This window comes from Microcoleus pseudofavosus SVA1_A4, assembly GCF_036700565.1.
In the GTDB taxonomy this organism is placed as follows: Bacteria; Cyanobacteriota; Cyanobacteriia; order Cyanobacteriales; family Microcoleaceae; genus Microcoleus.
The window spans coordinates 18,179-40,018 of record NZ_JAUBPE010000021.1 but is presented as its reverse complement, the minus strand read 5'-3'; the positions used below and the strand labels follow the sequence as shown (position 1 = coordinate 40,018).

Sequence of the window (21,840 nt, the reverse complement as noted above, 5' to 3'; positions counted from 1 at the left end):
ATGCCCCATGCCCCATGATTAATGACTGCTGAAATATGCTTCGCAGAAAATATCTGCATAAGCTTGAGTCATTTCCTCAAAAGTATTGAGTGAATCCAAGACATATTTAGCATTTCCAGCTAACTGCTGTCGCAATGATTTATCCTCCAATAAACTAATCAAAGCTGCAACTAATTCGTCCGGACGATCGGGCGTATAAAACAAACCGTTAATTCCAGGCCGCACTTGTTCTTTAATCCCAAAAACCGGCGAGGTAACAATTGGCAAATCGCACGCCATCGCCTCCAAAATCACTCTCGGAAAACTTTCGACGCGAGAAGTGCAAACAAAAATATCAGCCGCTTTGTAATATTTTCCCGTCTCTCCAGTTTCCGGGACTACTGTCACCCTTTGCCGCAACTCTTCTGGCAATTCCCCCACCAACTCGGCTAATTTATTGCTGTAAATACTCGGGCGATCGCCCACAATAAAACACCTAATTTTATTGTGCCATTTGTCAGGCAAAAGTGAAAGTGCCTTAACTAAATCCTGCTGTCCTTTGCGTTCGCATACCGTTCCCAGTAGCAAAATAACCACATCTTCCGCTGCAACACCTAAACTTTTTCTAGCCAATTCAGAATTCTCCGAATTTTCCAGTTTGCTCAAATCTAAGCCGTTGTGAATCACCGTAAAATTGTGGTGGCTGTTGAGAGGCAAATACCTATCTCGCGTTGCATCTGCCACAAAAATTACCTTGTAAGGAAAGCGAAAACACTCTAAAGCTCTCGCCGCAATCTCCGAACCAAACCTGTTAAAATAAGTTTGCCAAGGTTCGCTTTCGTGCACGTTCCACACCGCCGGAATTCCGATTTGCGACGCCGCATCAACTACAAAAAAGTTTTCTAAAGTATTGGCATAAATTGCATCTACTTTTAAACTAGCAATTTCTGTGCTAAAACTGCGGATGGCTTCATCATAAGCATCGCGCTGGTAGATGTGTTCGAGAGGATTGTCGCGCACAATTACTTCAATTCCCTGCTGTTCGTAAGCTTGACGCAGGGGCCCGTCTGTTGTGCAAAGTACGATCGGCACAATCGCACCCTCAGCCGCCAACTTCACCGCAATTTCGTACTGATGCAGCGGCGCACCAGTGAAATCCAGCGAATTGCTGCACATCAAAACTCTAACAGGATGAATCAAATTCTCTGCTTTTGCTACCAACAAACCAGAATTATTAAATTTTACTTCTTCCTTATTGGTTACATCCGTTACATCCGTTACATCCTTTACAAAATCCGTTGCCGAACCTTCTTCCTTCATAAAAACCCGTCGGGGTTGAATATGAAAATACTCATCTTCTAAAGACAAGTGAGGACTGTAAAAACTGTCATTTTTTCCCGCATACTTGCGTCTAAAAGCCGCCACTTCTTGAGGATTGTCGGTAAAACCCCTAGAAGTTCCCTCTTTGTGCAACAATTCCGCATCGGGACAATATACGCACCGATAACCCAGTTCTAACAGTCGGTATCCGTAATCTGCATCATTGTAAGCAACAGCAAAATTTTCCTCATCAAAACCGCCCAATTCTAAGAACAATTGACGCGGAGTAATCGTGCAAGCGGCTGTTACCGCAGAATAATTTCGCGTTACCATCGCTTGAGAAAGATAGCCTCGATTATCCTTGTTCATCAGCTTAAAAGCGTGACCCGCCAAACCGTGATGCAGCCCGTGAATTATGCCCGCGTGCTGAATTCTGCCGTCGGGATATAAAAGCCTGGCGCCGACTGCACCGACAGCGGGAATTTGAGCGTATCCCACCATTTGACTCAGCCAGCGCGGGTTAATTACTTCAGTATCGTTGTTCAAAAACAATACATATTCGCTATCAACTTGTTCGGCAGCGCGGTTGTTAATTGCTGCAAAACTAAACTTGCCGTCAGGATTTTTGATCCGCAAAACTTGGCAAGTTAATTGCTTTAAATATTCCAGAGTTTTCGGATCGTCGCTTTCGTTGTCGATGACGGCAACTTGATAATTTTTGTATGTTGTAGTTTCTAGAGAATCCAGACAGGCTTTCAGCAATTTTAGCTGATTTTTAGTAGGAATAATTACCGTTACTGACGGGCCGTTATCCGGGAAATCCTGGGCAAATATGCCCAGATTTTCTTGGATCGCCCATGCGTGCTGAGCGACATTGCCGTTAATTTTTCGGCGGTTTAGTGCGTCTTGAATGGCTTTTTGACCTGCGGCAAAACTGGCGGGTTTCGCGGCCCCAGATATGGCTGTAGAACCGGGTGCGGTTCGCCAGTGATACAGCACTAGCGGGAGGTGCGCGACGTGGCGAGAAATTTCGGTTGCTCTCAAGGCAAAATCGTAATCTTGCGAGCCTTCCAAACCTAGTCGCAAACCGCCTATTTGTTCAAAAATGTGTTTTTTTACGGCGCACAAATGACCGAGATACATATAGGAAAGCAGCAGTTCCGGCGACCATTCCGGTTTAAATTGCGGGGCGAATCTGCGACCTTTGGTGTCGATTTTGTCGTCGTCTGAGTAGAGAAAATCGGTTGCTGGATGCGCGGCAAAATATAAGGCGACTTCGCCTAATGCGTCGGGGGTGAGTTCGTCGTCGTTGTCTAAAAACAGGATGATGTCGCCTGTTGCGAGGGCGGCGGCGCTGTTGGTTGCTGCGCTGATGTTGCCGTTTTCTGTACGAAATGTGATGCGGATACGATCGTCCTTTTGGACCCAGTTTTTCAAATTTTCAGCAACAGTGAATTCGGTGCTGCAATCGTCGGCAATGCAGAGTTCCCAGTTTGGATAAACTTGATTGAGCACGCTAGCGATCGCACTTTCAAGAAAATCTATCTGCGGATTGTAAACTGGCATCACCACCGAGATTTTTGGCAGCGGTTCCCGGCAGGATTTTAACCTAGAAATCAAATAATTGCGCGCGCGATCGTTCCACTGATTCACCTCCAGCCAAGCGTCATACCTGTCAATAGGTTTAGGCACGACAAAACCCGCAGGCGGCAGCAAATCTCCCGGCGCAGTAAACTGTTTTTGCTGCCGATAAATCTTCCCCAACTGGCGAATCACCCTGACAATTTCCCAAGGCATCGGCACAATTCTGCCGAGACGCTGTTTTCTCTCCCTCGCCCGCTGCCGGATTGCCTCTATCAAATTCGACAACTCCTCAAATTTATCCGCACTTCGCTGCCAGATATGGTAGCGCCGCACGGTCAATTTTTTTGGCGCTTGAAAATACAAAATTTCCCCGCTTTCTAACTCAGCTTGCAGAGAAACGTGCCATTCACCAGGAGGCAAATCGACAAGGGCCTCAAAGCCACTTTCCGAACTGTTAACCCAGTCGGGAAACACTTCGCCGACATCTTTTCGCCGCAAACCGTAGGCGCATTCTACAGAAGTATCGCCGCACAAAAGGCTTAATTTAGCAATTTTGCGATCGTGGTGACAGCACCAACCTGCAAACACAATTTGACCCTGACGCTGTTCCCAGACCACTGGTACATCTAACGATGCTTGAATCGTTGAAACTAACAGCGGATAAGCGGCCAAAAGGTGCCATTTACCTCGCTCGTCTTGCGCTTCCAGCAGCACTTTGTGGCGGCCCGCAGGCGCTTCCAATTCAATTGTAAAACCAGAGTTTTTTGCAGCGGTAATATTAGATTTTGCGGGCGCTATATCGTTTCTTTCTCTCCCGTAAACAGCCGAGAAACTCTTATTCTCAATTCTGGCTCTGACTGCTTTTATCTGTCTTTTTGTGTTAAAAACCCAGCCCGCAATTAGCAGTTTGGAATCGCAAACTTGCCAAGTAGTGGGTTGGTCTAACGAAAAAATAAATTTAGGGAACAAGTCGCGAATTATGTGCTGAACAATCGACCATTGTTCTTTTATTTGCCACCAGCCAGAAGACTTGATTGCAGCAATTTCTGCCTGGAATCTTTCTGTTTCATGGCGCGATTGTTCTAAATCTTCCAGAGTTTCCTTTAATTTTTCCTGAGTTTGACTTTGTACTGTTTCCAACCACAATAACTCAGCTAACTTTTGGTCTAATTTAAATTCTTTTTCTTCAAATTGTACCTGGGTTTTCCCTAATTTTGCTTCTAATTCCAAGACTTTCGCTAAAGCTGTTTGAAATTGCGCTTCTTTGCCTGCAAGCTGTACCTGAGTTTGTCCTAATTCTGTTTCTAATCCGAGGAGTTTCGCTAAAGCTTCTTGAAATTGCGCTTCTTTGCCGGCAAGCTGTACTTGAGTTTCCCCTAATTCTGTTTCTAACTCCAAGACTTTTGTTAAAGCTTCTTGAAATTGCGATTCTTGACCGGCAAGCTGTACCTGAGTTTGCCCCAATTCTGTTTCTAATCCGAGCAGTTTTGCTAAAGCTTCTTGAAAATTTGATTCTTTCCCTGCAAGCTGTACTTGAGTTTCGCCTAATTTTGTCTCTAATCCCAACACTTTCGCCTGAGCGTGGTGAAATTGTTCTTGCCACTGTTTGACTTCGGAATTGCTGTTTTTTTGCTGTTTTTCCAGCAAGCGGATTTTTAGCCAATCTTCAAAAGGCCAGACTGGAGATGCTGGGAAATGAATCACTCGATCGATCGCGAATTTCGATTCGCTGCTCAGATTTCCTGCTTGGGTTTCCAAAAATTGATAAATTTCTAATGCTTCGGGAAAATATTCTTCTATTAAACTCGGTCTGTGACTTTTGACAATATCGTTGACTAATAAAGATTCTTCAAAATTGTCGCCCGGTATCGCACCTAAATTAACATTAAATTTGTCGTTGACTCGCTCGATGAAAAGTTCGGGAGTGTTGCCGATCGGGTAAACGTTTGCTAGCAGACAGCGATCGGGAAAACGTTCGTAAAGTTCTAAGACTTTTTGATTGTAGTGAATCCACATTTTTACTGCCATTTCGGGATTTTGCAGCAAGCTGACATCGGTTCCCCGGCGGTACAGGGAATCGACTACTTCCCAGGGCGATCGATAAACACAGATAAAATTAGCTTCAGGGAGCAAATTCAGCCAAAAATCCCAAAAAAGGGCTGTTCGGGGGTCTTTCCAGCCCCAATGTTTGTGAGTTTGTTGATTTTGGTCGATCGCCCGTTTGGCGATTTCCACGTATTCTGCTGCTACCGGAATCGTTTTTTCAAACGTACAGCCGAGTTCATCAATACCGTGCGATCGCAAAACACTTTTGTGAAACTCCACAAAATCAACATTCTCGAAATGACCTTTCACATTTCCGTCAGCCGGGCCCACTAACTTTTTGCCAATATCAACCCCGACTTCCTGAAACAAAGAAGCTGTTAAAGACGTACCGGAACGGTGCATTCCCGTAACAATAAAAACCGACGGTTTGCTGTCATTTGTACTCACAATTTCTCTCCCTCCCCCTAATTCCCACACCAAATTTACTCGCTACTCTCCCGCTAAGCCCAGCGACCGCCTGACTTGAAACCACGCGGTTCTCAGCTTCCAGAACTTGCTGCTTTCCATTGCCAAAACCCGACAGTTCGCTTGCTCTAGTTCTTGCTTGACATTAATTAGCTGATTTTCGGTTTTCTCCAACTGCATTTGCACAGATACTAATTGATTTTGAGTTTGCTCCAACTGCGTGTGAACTGAAATTAATTGACTTTGAGTTTCTTGCAAATGCGTTTGAGATTCTTCCAACTTACTTTGAGTAATCATTAACTTACTTTGACTTTGCTCCCATTCTATTTTAGCCGAAGCTAACTGAGTCTCCATTAGTTGGATTTTAGTCTGAGTAGACCCCAAAAGAGACTGCGATTGCCTTTGGCTCAGCAGCGATTTCACAGTGCAAGTTTCCATAATCCACTCCGCACCGTAGTTATTGATTGCTTTAACTATTAACACATCCTGTGGCGTCACAGTGTTTTTCGGTAAATAACAGCGCCAACCAGACTGCAAAGCAGCATCTGTTTTAAAATATCCAGCCACATCCGACCTATTGTAAAAAGGCTCGCATTTCTCTACTAATTCGCCGTTTACCAGCACTTGCACCTCCTCAATGCGGCCCTCCTCGTTCACATCGGCAGCCCACCCTTCCAGATACAAATTATCCTTAGTAGTTAAAGCAGCAACATCAACATATCCTTCCGGGTGGTGAGTGAATTTCAAACTAGAAAATTCTCTATTCAGTTGATTTGTAACCACATACAAATCCTGAAACCTGCATATGCCTTTTTCAATTCGATGCACAAATGCTTTGCCGCCACTAACTCTATCGACAATTTCTCTAACAAACTTTTCCGTTACATAAGTTGTGCCGTATTCTTCCTTGTCTAAAGACTGACTTTCGCTATCGGCGCTAAACAGAATTCCTTTTGCCGGCATTTCTACGTGAGATTCCAGCAGACTCTCGTCGTGAACACTGAACATCAAAATCCCGTCTGGAGTCAACAAATCGTACAAATTTTGCAGCCAACTCGTAAAAGTTCTTTCCGGCATATGGCTGAAAAAAGAATTAGCCAGAATGCAGTCAAACTTTCGGTCAATTAAATAATTTTCTGGTTTTCCCGTCGAGACAATACCGCTGACTCCCAAGTATTCAGTTTGAAACTTGACCGCGTTAGCATAAATATCAGAAACCCAAATTTTTTCCGGCGGCATTTCCTGAATCAAAAACCGCGTAAATCGACCGTAACCGCAGGCAAAATCTAGAAAAGACGGTACATTTTCAAAACTCCCAAAATGCCAATCCACAACTTGTTTAACGGTATCGAGGATGCGGCGTCCGATCGCATAATAGCGCACGAAAGCCCGATCGCGATCGTCTTTGACGTTGTTCAAGCTGAACAAATACATTTCATCGTCTTCGCAGATATTCCGTTTAAAAGCTTCGGGAAACTTAGCTCGATCTTGAATAAATGCTTTGATTACGGGATTTTCGAGTAAATCTAAATTGATATCGCTCATTGTTTTTACAGAATTTTAGATAACCTCGGTTGACTGCTCTTTCACCAGAGAATCAGCATTAACAGTTAAACACGGTTCGATCAGCAAGTCAACGATGCCGTTACCGCAAGACTCAGTACAAGACTGAACTCTAAACATCGCCACATCAACGCAGCGATCGAGATAAGTTAAATCCCCATCAACCGTTCCCACAACCCCCGCATTCAAAAAATAAACCCCCGGATTCAGCAAACATTTAAACTGAAACTTCACTACAATTGTCGTTCCCGCTTCCACATACCGAACTGACTGAGTAGAAGCCTTCAAAGAAGCACCAGCCAACTCAAAACCGCTAATCGTTTTAATCAACATTCCAAATCTAACTTTGGAAGTTGACCGCGAGAAAGTGACAGAGTAAGTGTAAATATAATCTTGACGGCCGATCAAGTGATTTACCAGATTTCCCTTCAGCGTCTCGATGCGGGGGTTGATAATTTCCGCTCCGCGAGACGGATACCTCACCGTATTCGAGGGTATCATCCCCGGATCGTAAAATTCATCATAATATTCCTTGGGTTTGGAGAGATGTTGCTCGGGTTTAACTTCCCTCTTTGTGCTTTCTAAATTAGCATCCTGAAGTTTGTCTTGACTTTCCTGTTTTGTCAGTTGGTTCAGGGCTCGAATATCTGACTTCAACCCCAGAACTTGATCCGGATCGGCATAAATCAGCTTTTGATACTTAGAAATTACCACCTTCGGCGTGTGAGCGAGCAGCAATTCTCCGCTATCCATTAAAATCGCCGACGTACAAAGTTGCACCACAGAAGTAGCAGCGTGAGAAACAAATAAAATCGTTCCGCCACCTTCCTGAATGCTTTGCAATCGAGCAAAACACTTGCGCTGAAAAGCTTCGTCGCCCACCGATAGCGCCTCGTCAACCACCAAAATATCCGGCTCGACGCTAGTCGCGACGGCAAAAGCCAGCCTGACAAACATACCGCTAGAATAAGTCTTGACTGGCTGGTCGATAAAATCTCCAATATCAGCAAAAGCAGCTATATCGTCAAACTTTTGTTCAGTTTCTTTTTGATTGAATCCCAGTAATTGAGCGTTAAAAAACACATTTTGCCGCCCGGTAAATTCCGGGTTAAACCCGCTTCCGAGTTCCAACAAAGCGGAGACTCGCCCTTTAACATCGACGCTTCCTGCGGTAGGCGTCAGCGTCCCCACAATTATTTGCAAAAGAGTGCTTTTTCCCGAACCGTTGCGACCGACAATTCCCAGAGTTTGTCCTTGAGGAATTTCCAGATTGATGTCGTGGAGAGCCCAAAATTCGTCAGCAAGTTTTTTGCGGGGGTAAATAATTTCCTTTAAGCGGTCTCCTGGACGATCGTACCGCTTAAAACATTTGGAAACATTTTTTAGTGAAATTACATTTTCTGTCATTTGCAGCAGTCAATCGATTTTAGATTTTAGATTTTAGATTTTAGATTGACTTTATATCTAAAACATATTTACACCACCATCGATTTTAGATTTTGGATTTTAGATTTTAGATTGACTTGATATCTAAAACAAATTTACAGCACGTCAGCAAAAGCGGGACGCAAACGCCGGTAAACCGCCAAACCTGCACAAAATATAGCAGCAGAAATGAGCGTGGCGACACCCCATTCGCCCCAGTGCTTGACTTCTCCAAGCAGTATGAGGTCTCGATAAACCTCCGAGATGGCGGCCATTGGATTCAGCCAAAATATCCACGCTCGCCACTCTTCGGGGATGATTGATGCTGGATAGACGATCGGCGTCAAATAAAACCAAAAATTTAGAATAACACCTAATGTCTGAGGAATGTCTCGCAAAAACACCGTCAAGCCCGCTGTCAAATATCCCAAACCCGCTGTCAGCAGCAACTGAGGAACCCAAACCAGCGGCAGCAAGCATAAAGTAGCGTTGAGCTTTTGCGAGGACACTGCCACTATGACAATCAAAGCTGCTAGACCAAGAGAACTTTCAATAAAAGCTGTAAAAATCGGTACTAGCGGCAGCAAACCGAGGGGAAATACCACTTTTTTGACTAAATTCGGCTGCCCCACCACCGATACTCCCGACTTGATCAAACCGCTGGTGAAGGCACTCCAAGGCAGCAAACCTGCAAACAGCCAGACTCCAAATGTAATGTCGCTGTTTTCCGGGAAGCCTGCAAGGCTGAGTTTTACCTTGAGGACGATCGAAAATACGTATGTGTAAATCACCAATTGCGATAGCTGATTCAGCAGCGGCCAGAAATTGCCCAGAATCGAGCCTTTGTATTGAGCTTCCAAGTCCCGGCGCACCAATGTTGCCAGCAGATTCAGCTTCGCCCAGCGCCGGGGCGTACTTCCGGGCAGCCTGCCGCCCGCCCTTCGGGCTTTTTGGGCAACTCCTTTCACCGTTCTCAGCAATTTTTTCGCCCTCGTTCACTACCTTCACACCTAAATCAACTCAAGCTACAATTGTGCAGCTTTTGCTAAACCGCAATTATTCCACAGCCCCGCCGCTTTGATCAAGCATCTGTCACTCTGGCGAAGGATGTTATTTTAGCCGATCGCACCCCGCACTGCCGAACCGATCGCTAGTTTTTGCTCGCTGTCGTAGCCCCACCGCTGGAAAAATTCCTCATACTCGCCGTTGGCACTCTGCAAACTTGCTAGCATTTGCGACGCTATAGTTTGACAGGCGGGCATTTGCAGCATTTGAATTAAATTGCGCGATCGCTCCTGCACTCTAGCAGAACCGGCCGCCATTTCCTCGCTTTGATGGCGCGAATGATACACGGCCATTGCCGCCGACATCGCCAAATTTTTCACCAGCAGTTCTGCTACGATCTCAGGAGCCGATCGCAGCGCCTCGACTACTCCGGGTGACGGTCGATCTGCCTCCTGTCGATCGTCCGTCAGATAAGTAACAAAAAACCCCCTAGCGCCGTTCTGTGTTTTCACCAGAGAAGCCACAGCTTGCTCGATAAGAGGCTGTGAAAGTCGATCGGCCTCAATTTGGGACAATAAAGATTGAGTCAGCTCGATCGCCCCCTCAAAAGTTATGCTTTCCGATGCTAATAAAGAAGATGGAATACTCATAACGAGCTCAATAATTGTAAAGATTCTGCTAACAATTGTAAACAATTCCCGCTGCCCGATCGCAGATAAATATGGCAATTATCTCCTCCAAACAACAGCCCCCCGACCCAAATCTACCCGAAGACATAGCCCCAGCCCGTCGCAAAAAAGCCGCCAAACCCCAGGCGGAATCTTTGCTAGAATCGCAAGAACTACCCGACGAAATCAACAGCAAACAAGACGACAAAATCCGACCCCAGCGCTTAGCTGAATACATCGGACAAAAAGACTTGAGAGAAGTTTTGGCGATCGCAATTGCAGCCGCCAAATCCCGCGGCGAACCGATGGATCACCTGTTACTGTACGGGCCGCCAGGGTTAGGCAAAACCACAATGTCGCTAATTCTAGCAGCAGAAATGGAAGTTGAATGCAAAATCACCACAGCCCCAGCCCTAGAAAAACCGCGAGATATTGTCGGATTGCTGATCAACCTCAAAGCAGGCGACGTGCTGTTTATCGACGAAATTCACCGTTTATCTAAAGTTACAGAAGAAATCCTCTATCCGGCGATGGAAGACTGCCGCTTAGATATTACGATCGGTCAAGGAAAAAGCGCCAAAATCCGCAGCATTCCCCTGAAACCATTTACCTTAGTAGGAGCAACCACAAAAGTCGGATCTCTGACATCACCGCTGCGCGATCGCTTCGGCTTGATCCAAAGATTGCGCTACTACGAAATAGACGAACTCAGTCTAATTGTCCAAAGAACCGCCCAAGTTCTCGACACTAAAATCACCCCAGAAGGAGCCACAGAAATTGCCCGCCGAGCTCGCGGAACGCCCCGCATAGCTAACCGCTTGCTGCGGCGAGTTAGAGACTACAGCGAAGTCAAAAATTTAAAGCCAATTGATGCCGAAGTGGCATCAGTCGCCCTAGAATTGTTCAACGTCGATCCGCTAGGTTTGGATTGGACCGATCGATGCCTTTTGACAGCAATGATCGAAAACTTTAACGGCGGCCCGGTTGGTTTAGAAACTCTCGCGGCTTCCACAGGAGAAGACACTCAAACAATTGAGGATGTATACGAACCGTACTTAATGCAAATCGGATTTTTGCAGCGGACAAGTCGGGGCAGAATTGCCACAGCGGCTGCTTGGAAACACTTAGGTTTACTCGAAGAGAAGGAGTAGAAAATGGTACAGATACAAACAAAAACACTAACTTTGTCCGAGTTTCTAAAACTGCCAGAAACAGAACCAGCTAGCGAATATATCAACGGTGAAATCATCCAAAAACCAATGCCACAAGGAAAACATAGCAGGATTCAAGGTGAATTAGTCCCAGCCATCAATGTCGTAGTTAAAAAGCCGAAAATTGCCTTAGCTTTTCCAGAATTGCGGTGTACTTTTGACGGCAGATCGATCGTGCCAGATGTCACAGTATTTACTTGGGACAGAATACCTGTCGATCAAAATGGGGATGTTGCTAATGTATTTAAAACTTACCCAGATTGGACAATTGAAATTCTCTCTCCAGGCCAGAGTCAAACTAAAGTAACTGGGAATATTTTACACTGTTTGAAAAACGGCACTAAAATGGGTTGGCTGATCGATCCGATGGTGCGCTCGATCTTAATTTATCCCCCTGGAAAGCAACCGGAACTTTTAGCCAAACCCGAAGAATTGTTGCCGGTTCCAGATTGGGCAGCAGAATTGCGGCTGACGGTTGGAGATTTATTTGGGTGGTTGAAACTATAGCAGAAGTCAATCGATTTTAGATTTTAGATTTTAGATTTTAGATTCTAGAATTGACCCCACGGATGAATCCGGGGGCGATCGCAAGATGATTCGGAGCTTTTTTTCTTCCTCCACGGATGAATCCGGGGGCCCGGACCTAATTACTTTCGGTCAGTTGACAGTTGACAGTTGACAGTTGTTATTGGGTACCAATTATTTTCCCGGCTGTGCCTCCAATTACCAATTACTAATTCCAATTACCAATTACCAATTACTAATTCCAATTCCCAATTCCAATTACGCATTACCAATTACCAATTCCCAATTCCCCATGTTAATATCCCTCCGAATAGAAAACTTTGCCTTAATTGACTGCCTGGATCTAGAATTTGGCCCGAGTTTGAACGTATTTACAGGGGAAACCGGTGCCGGCAAATCGATTATCCTAGATGCGATCGATGCAGTTTTGGGCGGGAAAGTCGATCGCCGATCGATTCGCACCGGAGCAGCGCGGGCAATATTGGAAGCTACCTTTGAATTGGACTCATCCGCGGCTCTGTGGCTGGGCGAGCAAGAAATCGAACCCATAGACGGAAATTTAGCCGTTTGCAGCCGGGAAATTAACGCATCTAGCGGTGCTTTGCGGAGCCGATCGCGCTTGAACGGAATTCTCGTCAACCGCCAGTTAATGGAGCAACTGCGCGATCGGCTCGTCGAAATTACCGCCCAAGGCCAAACCGTCCACCTCGGACAAGAAACCCTCCAGCGAGAATGGCTCGATTTATACGGCGGCAAAAAGCTCGCTGAAGCGCGATCGACGATCGGCTCCGCGTGGCTTAGAGCCAGCACCGCCAAAACAGCCCTCAAACGCAGGCGTCAGTCGGAACAGCAGCGGCTGCAAAGACTTGATTTGTTAGAATACCAAGTCCGAGAACTCGGCGAAGCCCACATCGAAGACGCCGACGAACTCGAACAGCTAGAACACGAATCAATCCGGCTCACCCACATCGTCGAATTGCAGCAGCAGAGTTACCGAGTTCACCAAGCCCTGTACCAAAACGACGGCGACAGCGCATCAGCCGCCGACTTATTGAGCAAAGCTGAAGTAATTTTAAGCGACATGGCAGTTTACGATGTGCAGTTGCAACCAATCCTAGAAATGGTCAGCGATGCTTTAGCTCAAGCCACAGAAGCCAGCAGGCAAATTAGCAGCTACGGCGAACAATTAGAAGCAGATCCCGAAAGACTTGAAGAAGTAGAAGAGAGAATTCGCGAACTCAAACAAATTTGCCGAAAATACGGGCCGCTCAAAGAAGCGATCGCCTACTACCAAAGCATCCAAAACGAACTAAACGAACTTTTAGAAGGAGGCGAGTCAATGGAAGCCTTAGAACTCGCATATGAGACCGCTTTAGAGCAATTAAAAGACGCTTGCAGCCACCTCACAACCCTGCGGCGGCAAGCAGCCCTCAAACTCGAAACCCACCTCGTAGCAGAACTTAAACCGTTAGCAATGGAAAAAGTGCAGTTTCAAGTTGAAATCTCGCCTTGTACCCCAACCGCCACCGGTGCCGACCAAATCGCCTTTTGTTTCAGCCCCAATCCGGGCGAACCGCTGCAACCCCTGGGCGCGATCGCCTCCGGGGGAGAAATGAGCCGCTTTCTGCTCGCCATCAAAGCCTGTTTTTCTCAAATAGAAAGCGCCGGTACGCTGATTTTTGACGAAATCGACGCCGGAGTCTCCGGGAGAGTCGCCGGCGCGATCGCCAAAAAACTCTACCAACTGTCCGACAAACACCAAGTTCTCTGCGTCACCCACCAGCCGCTGATCGCCGCGATGGCTGATTTTCATTTTCGCGTCAACAAACAGACGATCGAAGCAGAACCAAGTATCGGCGAACCCGCAGCCGACTCCGAACCACTTGAACGCACAGTAGTCAGAGTTGCCGCCCTCAACAGCGAGCAGCGGCGCGAAGAACTCGCCCAACTCGCCAGCGGCCGCTCAGCAACAGAAGCCATCGCCTTCGCCGAATCCCTGCTCGTCGAAGCCGCCGGATTGCGCCAAACTCAGTCGGCCAAAGCCTGACCGCACCCTCAAGCCGATCGTGGGGTTAAAAGGCGGAGTTTTTTCAGAGCCGGAGGTTACACTAAAAATATCAACCGCAAATTTGACAAAAAAAGCTGAAAACCCCGTGAATTTAGTGGGATGAAAGCTAAGAGCAGCAAAATTGAGAGAAATTCTAGTTAAAAACCACAATTGTGTAGAGAAGGGCACACATCACTAGCAACTGCTGGTGTCACAATTGCGGCTAGTCCCACAAAGCCATCCCTCTTTCAGCAGTCCTCCCTGCAGTACGCATTCATGTTCCTGCGGGCGATCGGAGCGAAGACAGGCAGAACCTACTTAAACCAGGCACGCACAATGTCAAAATCAGTCAATAAACCATTTAAACAGGATTTGCATTCCCTAAAAAGAGTGCAGGAATGCCACAGCAGCGTTACCCTCCCACCTTCGGTTCACCAGCAATCCAACTGAATTTCCTCGGTTCTGTGGCCGGAGTTCTGTAAACTGGGAAATACTTTCACACATACTCAAGTATTGTGCGACCTGTGACCCCCTAATCAACTTGCCCGCTCTCCTAGCTTAGAGACTAACCCTTACACTTAAGCTTCTGTAAAGGTCTATGAAATCTGCATCTTCCACCAATTACTCTTCTATGGACAACGTGATAGATGTCACTGTTGTCGGCGGTGAAAATCATCATCAGGAACACTATTCTCCCCCGGACTTGAGGAGCAGTGAAATTATCCTGCACCAAGGAAACATCTCCAGCATTCTCGCGCTCCTAAATAAGCAAAGTTTCGGAGTAGTAGTTAAGGAAGTAGAAGAAAAACTTAAGGTTGTCAATCAAACCCTGGGAATGCTCGACAATATCCTTGAGAGTGAGGGATTTGACGCTATTCTCAACGAGATGTTGGAGTCTATTACCCTCAAAACAGGGGAATTGCTCAATGCCAATCGCAGCACGATATTTTTATTAGATGACGAAAAAAATGAACTCTGGGCGAGAATCGCTAAAGATGAGAATGGCAAAAACCTAGAAATCAGAGTTCCCGCCCACGTAGGCATTGCAGGAGAGGTCGCCACGTTCCAAAAAGTGGTTAACATCCCTTACGATTTTTACAACGACGAACGATCGGCTAACGCAAAAAAAACCGATGAAATAACGGGCTACCGCACTTATACAATGCTGGCAATGCCCCTGATAAATGAAGAAACAAAAGAGTTAGTAGCAGTCGTTCAACTGATTAATAAACTAAAACCGAACCACGAAAATTACGCCACTTTAGACGAACAAATCGACCGGGCTGGATTTACTAAAGAAGACGAACAAGTTTTTACAGAATTTGCTCTCTCGATTCGCCTAATTCTAGAATCGTCCAAATCTTTCTACGCAGCAACTCAGAGACAGCGGGCAGCCACGGCGCTGATCAATGCCATCACCGCTCTTTCTAAGAGCAGTCTAGACTTAGAAGATACCCTAAAAAGGGTGATGGATCAGGCCCAACAACTCATGAACGCCGATCGCAGCACCCTGTGGCTAATTGACGAAGATAGAAACCAACTGTGGACAAAAATCCCGATCGCAGGTCAACTTCAAGAAATTCGCATACCCAGAACAGCCGGTTTCGCAGGCATCGTCGCCCAATCCAGCGCACCGCTGCTGATTCCCTTTGACGTGTACGACGATCCCCGCGCTGCAACTTCCAAAGAAGTGGATCAAAAGTCGGGGTATCGCACTTGCAGTATGCTGTGTATGCCGGTGTTTAACTCCGACCACAAATTGATTGGTGTCACCCAATTAGTTAATAAAAAACGACAAGGAGAATTCCCGCCCTACAACCCGGAAGATTGGCCGCACGCCCCCGAACAGTGGAAAGCGAGTTTCAATCGCAACGACATGGAATTTATGGAGGCGTTTAACATCCAAGCAGGAGTCGCCCTGCAAAACGCCAAACTGTTTGCTGAAGTCAAACAGCAAGAACAAAGACAAAAAGATATGCTGCACGCCTTGACTAACGGCGTGATTTCTACCGATAAAAAAGGCCATATAGTAGCGACAAATCCCAGTGCAAAAAAATTACTGGGTGTCAGCGATGCCGAATTAGCCGAAGGTCAATCTTTGCGCGAGTTAATTAAGTTAGAAAAAGGCGATTTTGCCAAATGGTTCGATGCGTCTTTGTCTCCCGAAGATGATAACGACCGCCAGCAGTATTACCCCGATCAAGTTTTGCTTTCCTTTGAAGGAAAATCGCAGAGTATCAATCTCTCGATTAACTCAATGACCGACGCTACCGACCCCAGCAAGGTCAACGGCGCATTAGTCGTCATGGAAGATATTAGCAGCGCCAAGCAAGTCAAAAACTTGATGTACCGCTACATGACCCCAGAAGTAGCCGAAGCGCTGTTAGCTTCAGGGGATACAGGATTGGGCGGCAAGCGCAAAAACGTTTCGGTGCTGTTCTCAGACATTCGCAGCTATACCACACTTACGGAAAAATTGCAACCCGAAGAAGTGATAGTGATGCTCAACAAATATTTTGAAGTGATGGTAGATGTCGTATTCGAGTACGGAGGCACTCTCGACAAGTACATCGGCGACGCTCTGATGGCAGTTTTTGGCTCTCCAGCACCCCTAGAGGATCATGCTTGGTGCGCTATGCAAACAGCAGTGAAAATGCGGGAAAAACTGGCAGAGTTCAATCAAGATCGCGTGGCAAATGGCGAACTGCCGATCGGCATCGGTATGGGCGTAAATTCCGATGAAGTTGTCAGCGGCAACATCGGCAGTAGCAAACGCATGGAATTGACTTCGATCGGAGACGGCGTAAACCTCGCCTCTCGCTTAGAAGGCGCCAGCAAACAGTACGGCACCGACTTGATCGTCAGTGACAATACTTACAGAGATTATGCCGATCGGCTCTACGTGCGAGAACTCGACTTTATTACCGTCAAAGGCAAAAGCGAACCCGTAATCGTTTACGAACTCGTCGGCATCCGCGAGGGATACTCGCCAGTGGGCAAGTCACTAACCGAAACACAACAAAAAATTGTAGAACATTACAACAAGGGCCGCGAACATTACAAAACTCCAGTCAGCCAAAAACTCTCAGAAAGTGAGGTGAAAAACATCTTAAATGATGTCGCCGAAATGCCAGAGGCAGAGATTAAGAACCTGTTATACAATGTCGAGGAACAGTTGGAACACGAACTCAAGAACCTGTTACATCAACTGAAAAAGCTGTCAGAGTACGACCCGAAAAACCTCTGTGAAGCAGACAAACTCATCGTGCTGTTGCAGCCAGAAATCCGACTGCTGAAATTGGAAGGAATTAAAAACCTCTCCGAAGACGAAGCCAAAATGCTGCTGCAAGCAAAAATCAAGCCGCTATCAGCAGACGATATTAAATACTTGGAAGAAGGCGAAGTCAAAAAGCTGTTGGAAGCAGACATCTTAGAACCATCAAATCCCCAAATCAAAAGGCTGAAAGCTGCAGAGATCAGGCGGCTATTGCAGGCTAAAATTAAAAGTCGGGCCTCCGAGACAGTTGCAGAAATGTTAGATGAGGAATTTGAAAATCTGGGACTCGATCGGGTAAAAAAACTGCTGAGCGAGTTTAAGAAAGCCTTAGAACCAAAAGCCAAGCAAGCTTTTACAGACGCCAAACGCGAATTTGACGCTGTTCTGAAAGTCGATCCCAAAAACAAGGCAGCTAAGTTGCACGTCGATCGCTGTATGTTATTTAAGCATAGTGTTTCAGACGTACTCAACTGGGACGGCGTGTGGAATCTCACAGAAAAATAGCAGTGGCCCGCAGCCAATGCTCGGGGTGGCCACAGGGGGCGGGCGGGGGCGATCCAATAGCTGCAAGCTTCGTTAACGGGCGATCGGGGGTGCGCCTCCCATCCCACCAATTAACCTTAATATCCTGTTGGAGCAATTTTAAATAAGCTCCAACAGGTATCATTGTTAGATAACGGGGACTTGAACTCCCTAACTCGCTTGCGCCAGATGCCCGCGTTTCGCCCTACCTGCGACAACAAACAAAGCACTTCTACCATGAGAAGAGCTTAAAAAAATAGTTAGGAGTTGCGCCCGCATTACCCAGTTTATGACAAAAATCTTGGGGAAAGACGACGAAACATCCGCTCAGAAACCGGGTTTTTGAACCCGCGCGCGTAAGTCTTAATAACTTTGGCGGCTCCTAAAAACAGCTTGCTTTCAGCAGATAGTCAACGTTCCTGTCTTAGATATAGAAAACTACTAGCATCAGTTATGGATAATTGGAATTCGCAGTCGGGAGATATTGAGTGGGTAGATCAGGTTTACCAACTATTACTAGAGATTGCTCGCAGCTCGCTGTCAGATATCCCCAGAATCCCCGAAAACATCGCTCAAAAGTCTCTTCCTCTGATCCAGAAATCACAAAGCATTCAGCAAAGACCACAGGGGCACGGATTTAAATCCGATTCCTTTTCGGTAAACGATATTGAATGGGTGGCTCAAGTCCGCCAACTGCTCGAAGAACTGACCGGCGAGTCTTTGTCGGAGCGGCCAAAAATGCCGCAAAACCTGGCGGGCCGAGCTTTGAGTCTGGCAGATAAGGCACAAAGCATCAAAGAAACAATAGAAGAAAATGCAGCCGGCAGCCCAACAGATGAAGATGAGACTTCCTTGGAGTCTCCAGACGCGCTGCTGAACCTTTTGCACCAGAGTTTAAAAAGTCAGCGCGCCAAAAGCTACAAACCCGACGCTCCCGAATGGCAGCAAGTCTTGACTCTGCTAGATGTAGTGCAGTCAATTTACAAGCAAATTCAAAGTTAAATTCAAGCTTCAATCAGGGGCGTCTTCCGCAGTGGGCGATCGCCTTAAGTAGATCGGCGCCAAAAAAACAATAATATTCGATCGCTAGGGGCGGCTTTTACCAACAATTTCCGCCTAAAACCAATCATCTCGTAAACCCGCCCCACCCAACGATAAATCGCTTAAACAAGTACAGACAATTGTATTTTTGTCAACTAAACTAGATTTAATCGCTTCTAGGGCAGGAGAACATGAGCGGACAAAACATCGGCGATTTGTCAGGAGAAATATTAGCCGATCGCTATCAGTGCGATCGGCGGCTCGGCAAGCAAGCAGGACGGCAAACCTTACTTGCCCGCGACTTAAAAACGCAACAGCAAGTAGTAGTCAAACTCCTCTCATTCAGCAGCGACTTTAACTGGGAAGACTTAAAACTGTTCGAGCGAGAAGTCGAAACCTTAAAATCCCTATCCCATCCCGCAATTCCCCGATATCTCGACTCCTTTGAAATCGACACTCCCAACCGCAAAGGATTCGCCCTAGTTCAGACTTACATCGAAGCCAAATCCCTACAAGAATATCTCTCAGACGGCCGCACCTTCAGCGAAAGCGAAGTCAAACAATTAGCCACAGCATTATTAGACATCCTCGCCTACCTGCACCAGCGACAGCCTCCGGTGATTCACCGCGACATTAAACCCAGCAATATTTTACTCAAAAATCGATCGGGTAACAGCGTCGGCGAAGTCTACCTAGTAGATTTCGGTGCAGTTCAAACCCTAGCAACCCAACAAGGAAAAACAGTCACCGTTGTCGGAACCTACGGCTATATGCCGCCCGAACAATTTGGCGGGAGAGCCGTTCCCGCTTCCGACTTATACGGCTTGGGAGCAACATTAATCGCCTTAATTACCAAGCAGCATCCAGCCGATTTACCGCAGAAAGATTTGCAGATCGAATTCGAGCAAGTCACCCAACTGAGTCCAGGTTTTACCAATTGGTTGAAGTGGATGACGCATCCGAGTTTAGAGCGCCGTCCCGCCTCAGTTCAGATTGCAAAAGAAGTTCTCGAAAAACCACAAACAATAAATAAATATTCCCTACCATTGAAACAGGGAAAAACCGTGAATACCTTTAGCTTGTTCTGGAATGCGATCGGGCGCAGCACTTGGATGGGAACTCTAGGTGTAGGAGCTTGTGCAGCAATTTACGGCACCTTTCTTTTTCCGGTACTGGTGACAATTATCGGAGGATTGATCGGTCTTTTTCTCGGCTTGCTGCTGGGGTTGGTGAACGGAATAATCGTAGGAATTGTGACCCGCTTGTGGTTTTTTCCCCTAACTAATCCCAAACTTCACCGACAGGTTTTAACTGTAATTAGTATCGTCCTCTGTACCTCGACAAGCATCGTCTTCTTTCGGATAATGGGTTTGAATGACCGAAATGATTTGGGTGGTGAGATTTTCGGGGTGCTTGCACCGTCACTAATTGCAGGACTGTCAATGGGGGGAAGTAGCAAGTCTATTGCCCGGTGGTATCAAAAAGAAAGTGGACTGTAATCTAAAATTTAGAGAGCGCTGGCTCACTCCGAGCAAATAAACCGGGTTTTTTGGCGAATGTTGGGGTTGCAACGAAGTATTTTTGTAAAAACCCGGTTTCTGGGTTCCGATGATCACCTCAAATTCAAATTAATGTAAAAAACATGACTAGCAAAATATTAGCAGAACGCTACGAAGTGCAGCGACAACTAGGAAAACAAACTGGTCGCCAAACGCTGCTGGCTCGTGATTTGCAAACTCAAGAATTAGTTGTCATCAAACAGCTATTCCTCGGTAGCGATTTTGAATGGCAAGACCTCAAGCTATTTGAACGGGAAGCAGAAACTTTAAAAGCACTCGATCGCCCAGCAATTCCTCGCTACCTCGACTACCTGGAAATTGACGAACCAGACACTAAAGGATTTGCCTTGGTACAGACTTATGTAGAGGGGAAAACTTTGGAAGAGCATTTGCGGTCGGGACGTACTTTTAGCGAAAATGAGGTGAAAGAATTAGCTAAATCGTTGTTAGAAATTTTGATTTATTTGCACGAGCAAAATCCACCTGTCATTCACCGCGATATTAAACCTAGCAATATTTTACTGCACAGCAGATCAGGTCACTCGGTGGGACAAGTTTATTTAGTTGATTTCGGTTCGGTGCAGAACCAAGCTGCAAAATTTGGCGGCACAATTACAGTAGTGGGAACTTACGGATATATGGCACCAGAACAATTTGGCGGGCGCTCGGTTCCGGCTTCTGACCTCTACGGTTTAGGTGCAACTTTAATTTATTTGGTAACGGGTTTGCATCCCGCAGAACTGCCGCAGCAGGATTTGAGAATTCAATTTGCCGATCGGGTAACGCATCTCAATTCTAATTTAATTGATTGGCTAGAGTGGATGACAGAACCGAGTTGGGAAAAACGGTTATCTTCGGCTGGGGAAGCATTGCGAGCGCTCAAAAATCCCCGCCCTATCCACAAAAGTCCTATGGTGGTGCAGCCGCCACCAGGCAGCGATATTAAACTAACAAAAAATTCGGAGTTTATAGAAATTGTAATTCCGCCACAAGGAATCGGTTTTGGTTTAATTGCCCTGCTTTCTGGGGCGGTACCTGCGAATATTTACTTATTGGATAATTTGTTTTCCACCTATAACTTAGGGATAAAGCACCAATTTATTATGCTAATGCTACTAATATCAGGAAGTTTTTTATGTGCGGTAGGAGTCATGTTTCTGTTTGCACTATTTCGGAAATTGCGTCTCAGAATCGATCGCCAGCAAATCTCCTATAGCAGCCATCTGCTCGGATTGAAATGGTATTATTCCCGGCCAGCTCCCAGACAGGACATTTGCCAGTTGGAAATTGAACAAATTAAATACAGAGGTTCTCAGGTGATTGTTCAAGCAGGCGATCGAAAATATCAACTAGGAGTGAAGCAGGAACTAAGTGAATCAGAAATCGAGTGGTTAGCGACAGAACTAAGCCAGTGGTTGGGATTGAAAATTCAAAGAACTTTGACAGACGGTAAAAAGAAGATATCGATGTGAAAATATCTCCCTCGCCAAAACAAAGCCTTGCGCCCTCAACCTGTGGGATGGGCGTCCCGCCCGTCCAGTGTATTTTCCCAACAGGCGGGACACCCCACAAGCATCATCCTCAAATTGTGTAACGCCGATCG

At 46.3% G+C, this 21,840-nt stretch carries 12 protein-coding genes; 7 read left to right on the top strand and 5 right to left on the bottom strand.

The features are described from left to right. Positions 1–18: 18 nt before the first annotated feature. The 5 genes from QUA02_RS11470 to QUA02_RS11450 form a co-directional block, all read right to left on the bottom strand. Positions 19–5,376 carry a glycosyltransferase gene (locus QUA02_RS11470; RefSeq protein ID WP_333027690.1) on the bottom strand — a complete coding sequence of 1,786 codons (5,358 nt, stop codon included), beginning with the start codon at positions 5,374–5,376 and terminating at the stop codon, positions 19–21. A gap of 42 nt (positions 5,377–5,418) precedes the next feature. Beyond that, on the bottom strand, positions 5,419–6,939 hold the full coding sequence (locus tag QUA02_RS11465; protein ID WP_333027688.1) for a class I SAM-dependent methyltransferase: 1,521 nt from the start codon (positions 6,937–6,939) through the stop codon (positions 5,419–5,421). A gap of 15 nt (positions 6,940–6,954) precedes the next feature. Next, positions 6,955–8,364 carry an ABC transporter ATP-binding protein gene (locus QUA02_RS11460; protein WP_333027686.1) on the bottom strand — a complete coding sequence of 470 codons (1,410 nt, stop codon included), beginning with the start codon at positions 8,362–8,364 and terminating at the stop codon, positions 6,955–6,957. Between the two features lie 134 nt (positions 8,365–8,498). After that, on the bottom strand, positions 8,499–9,350 hold the full coding sequence (locus QUA02_RS11455; protein ID WP_445305163.1) for an ABC transporter permease: 852 nt from the start codon (positions 9,348–9,350) through the stop codon (positions 8,499–8,501). Positions 9,351–9,497: 147 nt separating this feature from the next. Then, positions 9,498–10,037: a sll1618 family protein gene (locus QUA02_RS11450; RefSeq protein ID WP_333027684.1), complete on the bottom strand. Its 540-nt coding sequence runs from the start codon at positions 10,035–10,037 to the stop codon at positions 9,498–9,500. Between the two features lie 71 nt (positions 10,038–10,108). On the opposite strand from QUA02_RS11450, the gene ruvB reads away from it, so the two are divergent. From ruvB to QUA02_RS11415, 7 genes are all read left to right on the top strand, one after another. Continuing rightward, a complete protein-coding gene (gene ruvB, locus QUA02_RS11445; protein ID WP_333027683.1) occupies positions 10,109–11,206 on the top strand; it encodes a Holliday junction branch migration DNA helicase RuvB in 1,098 nt (365 codons plus the stop codon). Between the two features lie 3 nt (positions 11,207–11,209). Further along, positions 11,210–11,773, top strand: a complete 564-nt coding sequence (locus tag QUA02_RS11440) for a Uma2 family endonuclease (protein ID WP_333027682.1) — start codon at positions 11,210–11,212, stop codon at positions 11,771–11,773. Positions 11,774–12,083: 310 nt separating this feature from the next. Then, entirely contained in the window at positions 12,084–13,838 is a 1,755-nt protein-coding gene (gene recN / locus QUA02_RS11435) for a DNA repair protein RecN (protein ID WP_333027679.1), read from the top strand. Between the two features lie 598 nt (positions 13,839–14,436). Then, positions 14,437–17,619: a GAF domain-containing protein gene (locus QUA02_RS11430; RefSeq protein ID WP_333027677.1), complete on the top strand. Its 3,183-nt coding sequence runs from the start codon at positions 14,437–14,439 to the stop codon at positions 17,617–17,619. Between the two features lie 471 nt (positions 17,620–18,090). Beyond that, positions 18,091–18,639 (top strand): inorganic pyrophosphatase, encoded by a 549-nt coding sequence (locus QUA02_RS11425; protein WP_333027674.1) that lies wholly within the window; start codon positions 18,091–18,093, stop codon positions 18,637–18,639. 230 nt (positions 18,640–18,869) lie between these two features. Continuing rightward, entirely contained in the window at positions 18,870–20,177 is a 1,308-nt protein-coding gene (locus tag QUA02_RS11420) for a serine/threonine protein kinase (protein WP_333027672.1), read from the top strand. Positions 20,178–20,320: 143 nt separating this feature from the next. Then, positions 20,321–21,709, top strand: coding sequence for a serine/threonine protein kinase (locus tag QUA02_RS11415; RefSeq protein WP_333027671.1), 1,389 nt, complete (start codon positions 20,321–20,323; stop codon positions 21,707–21,709). The last annotated feature ends 131 nt before the right edge of the window (positions 21,710–21,840 follow it).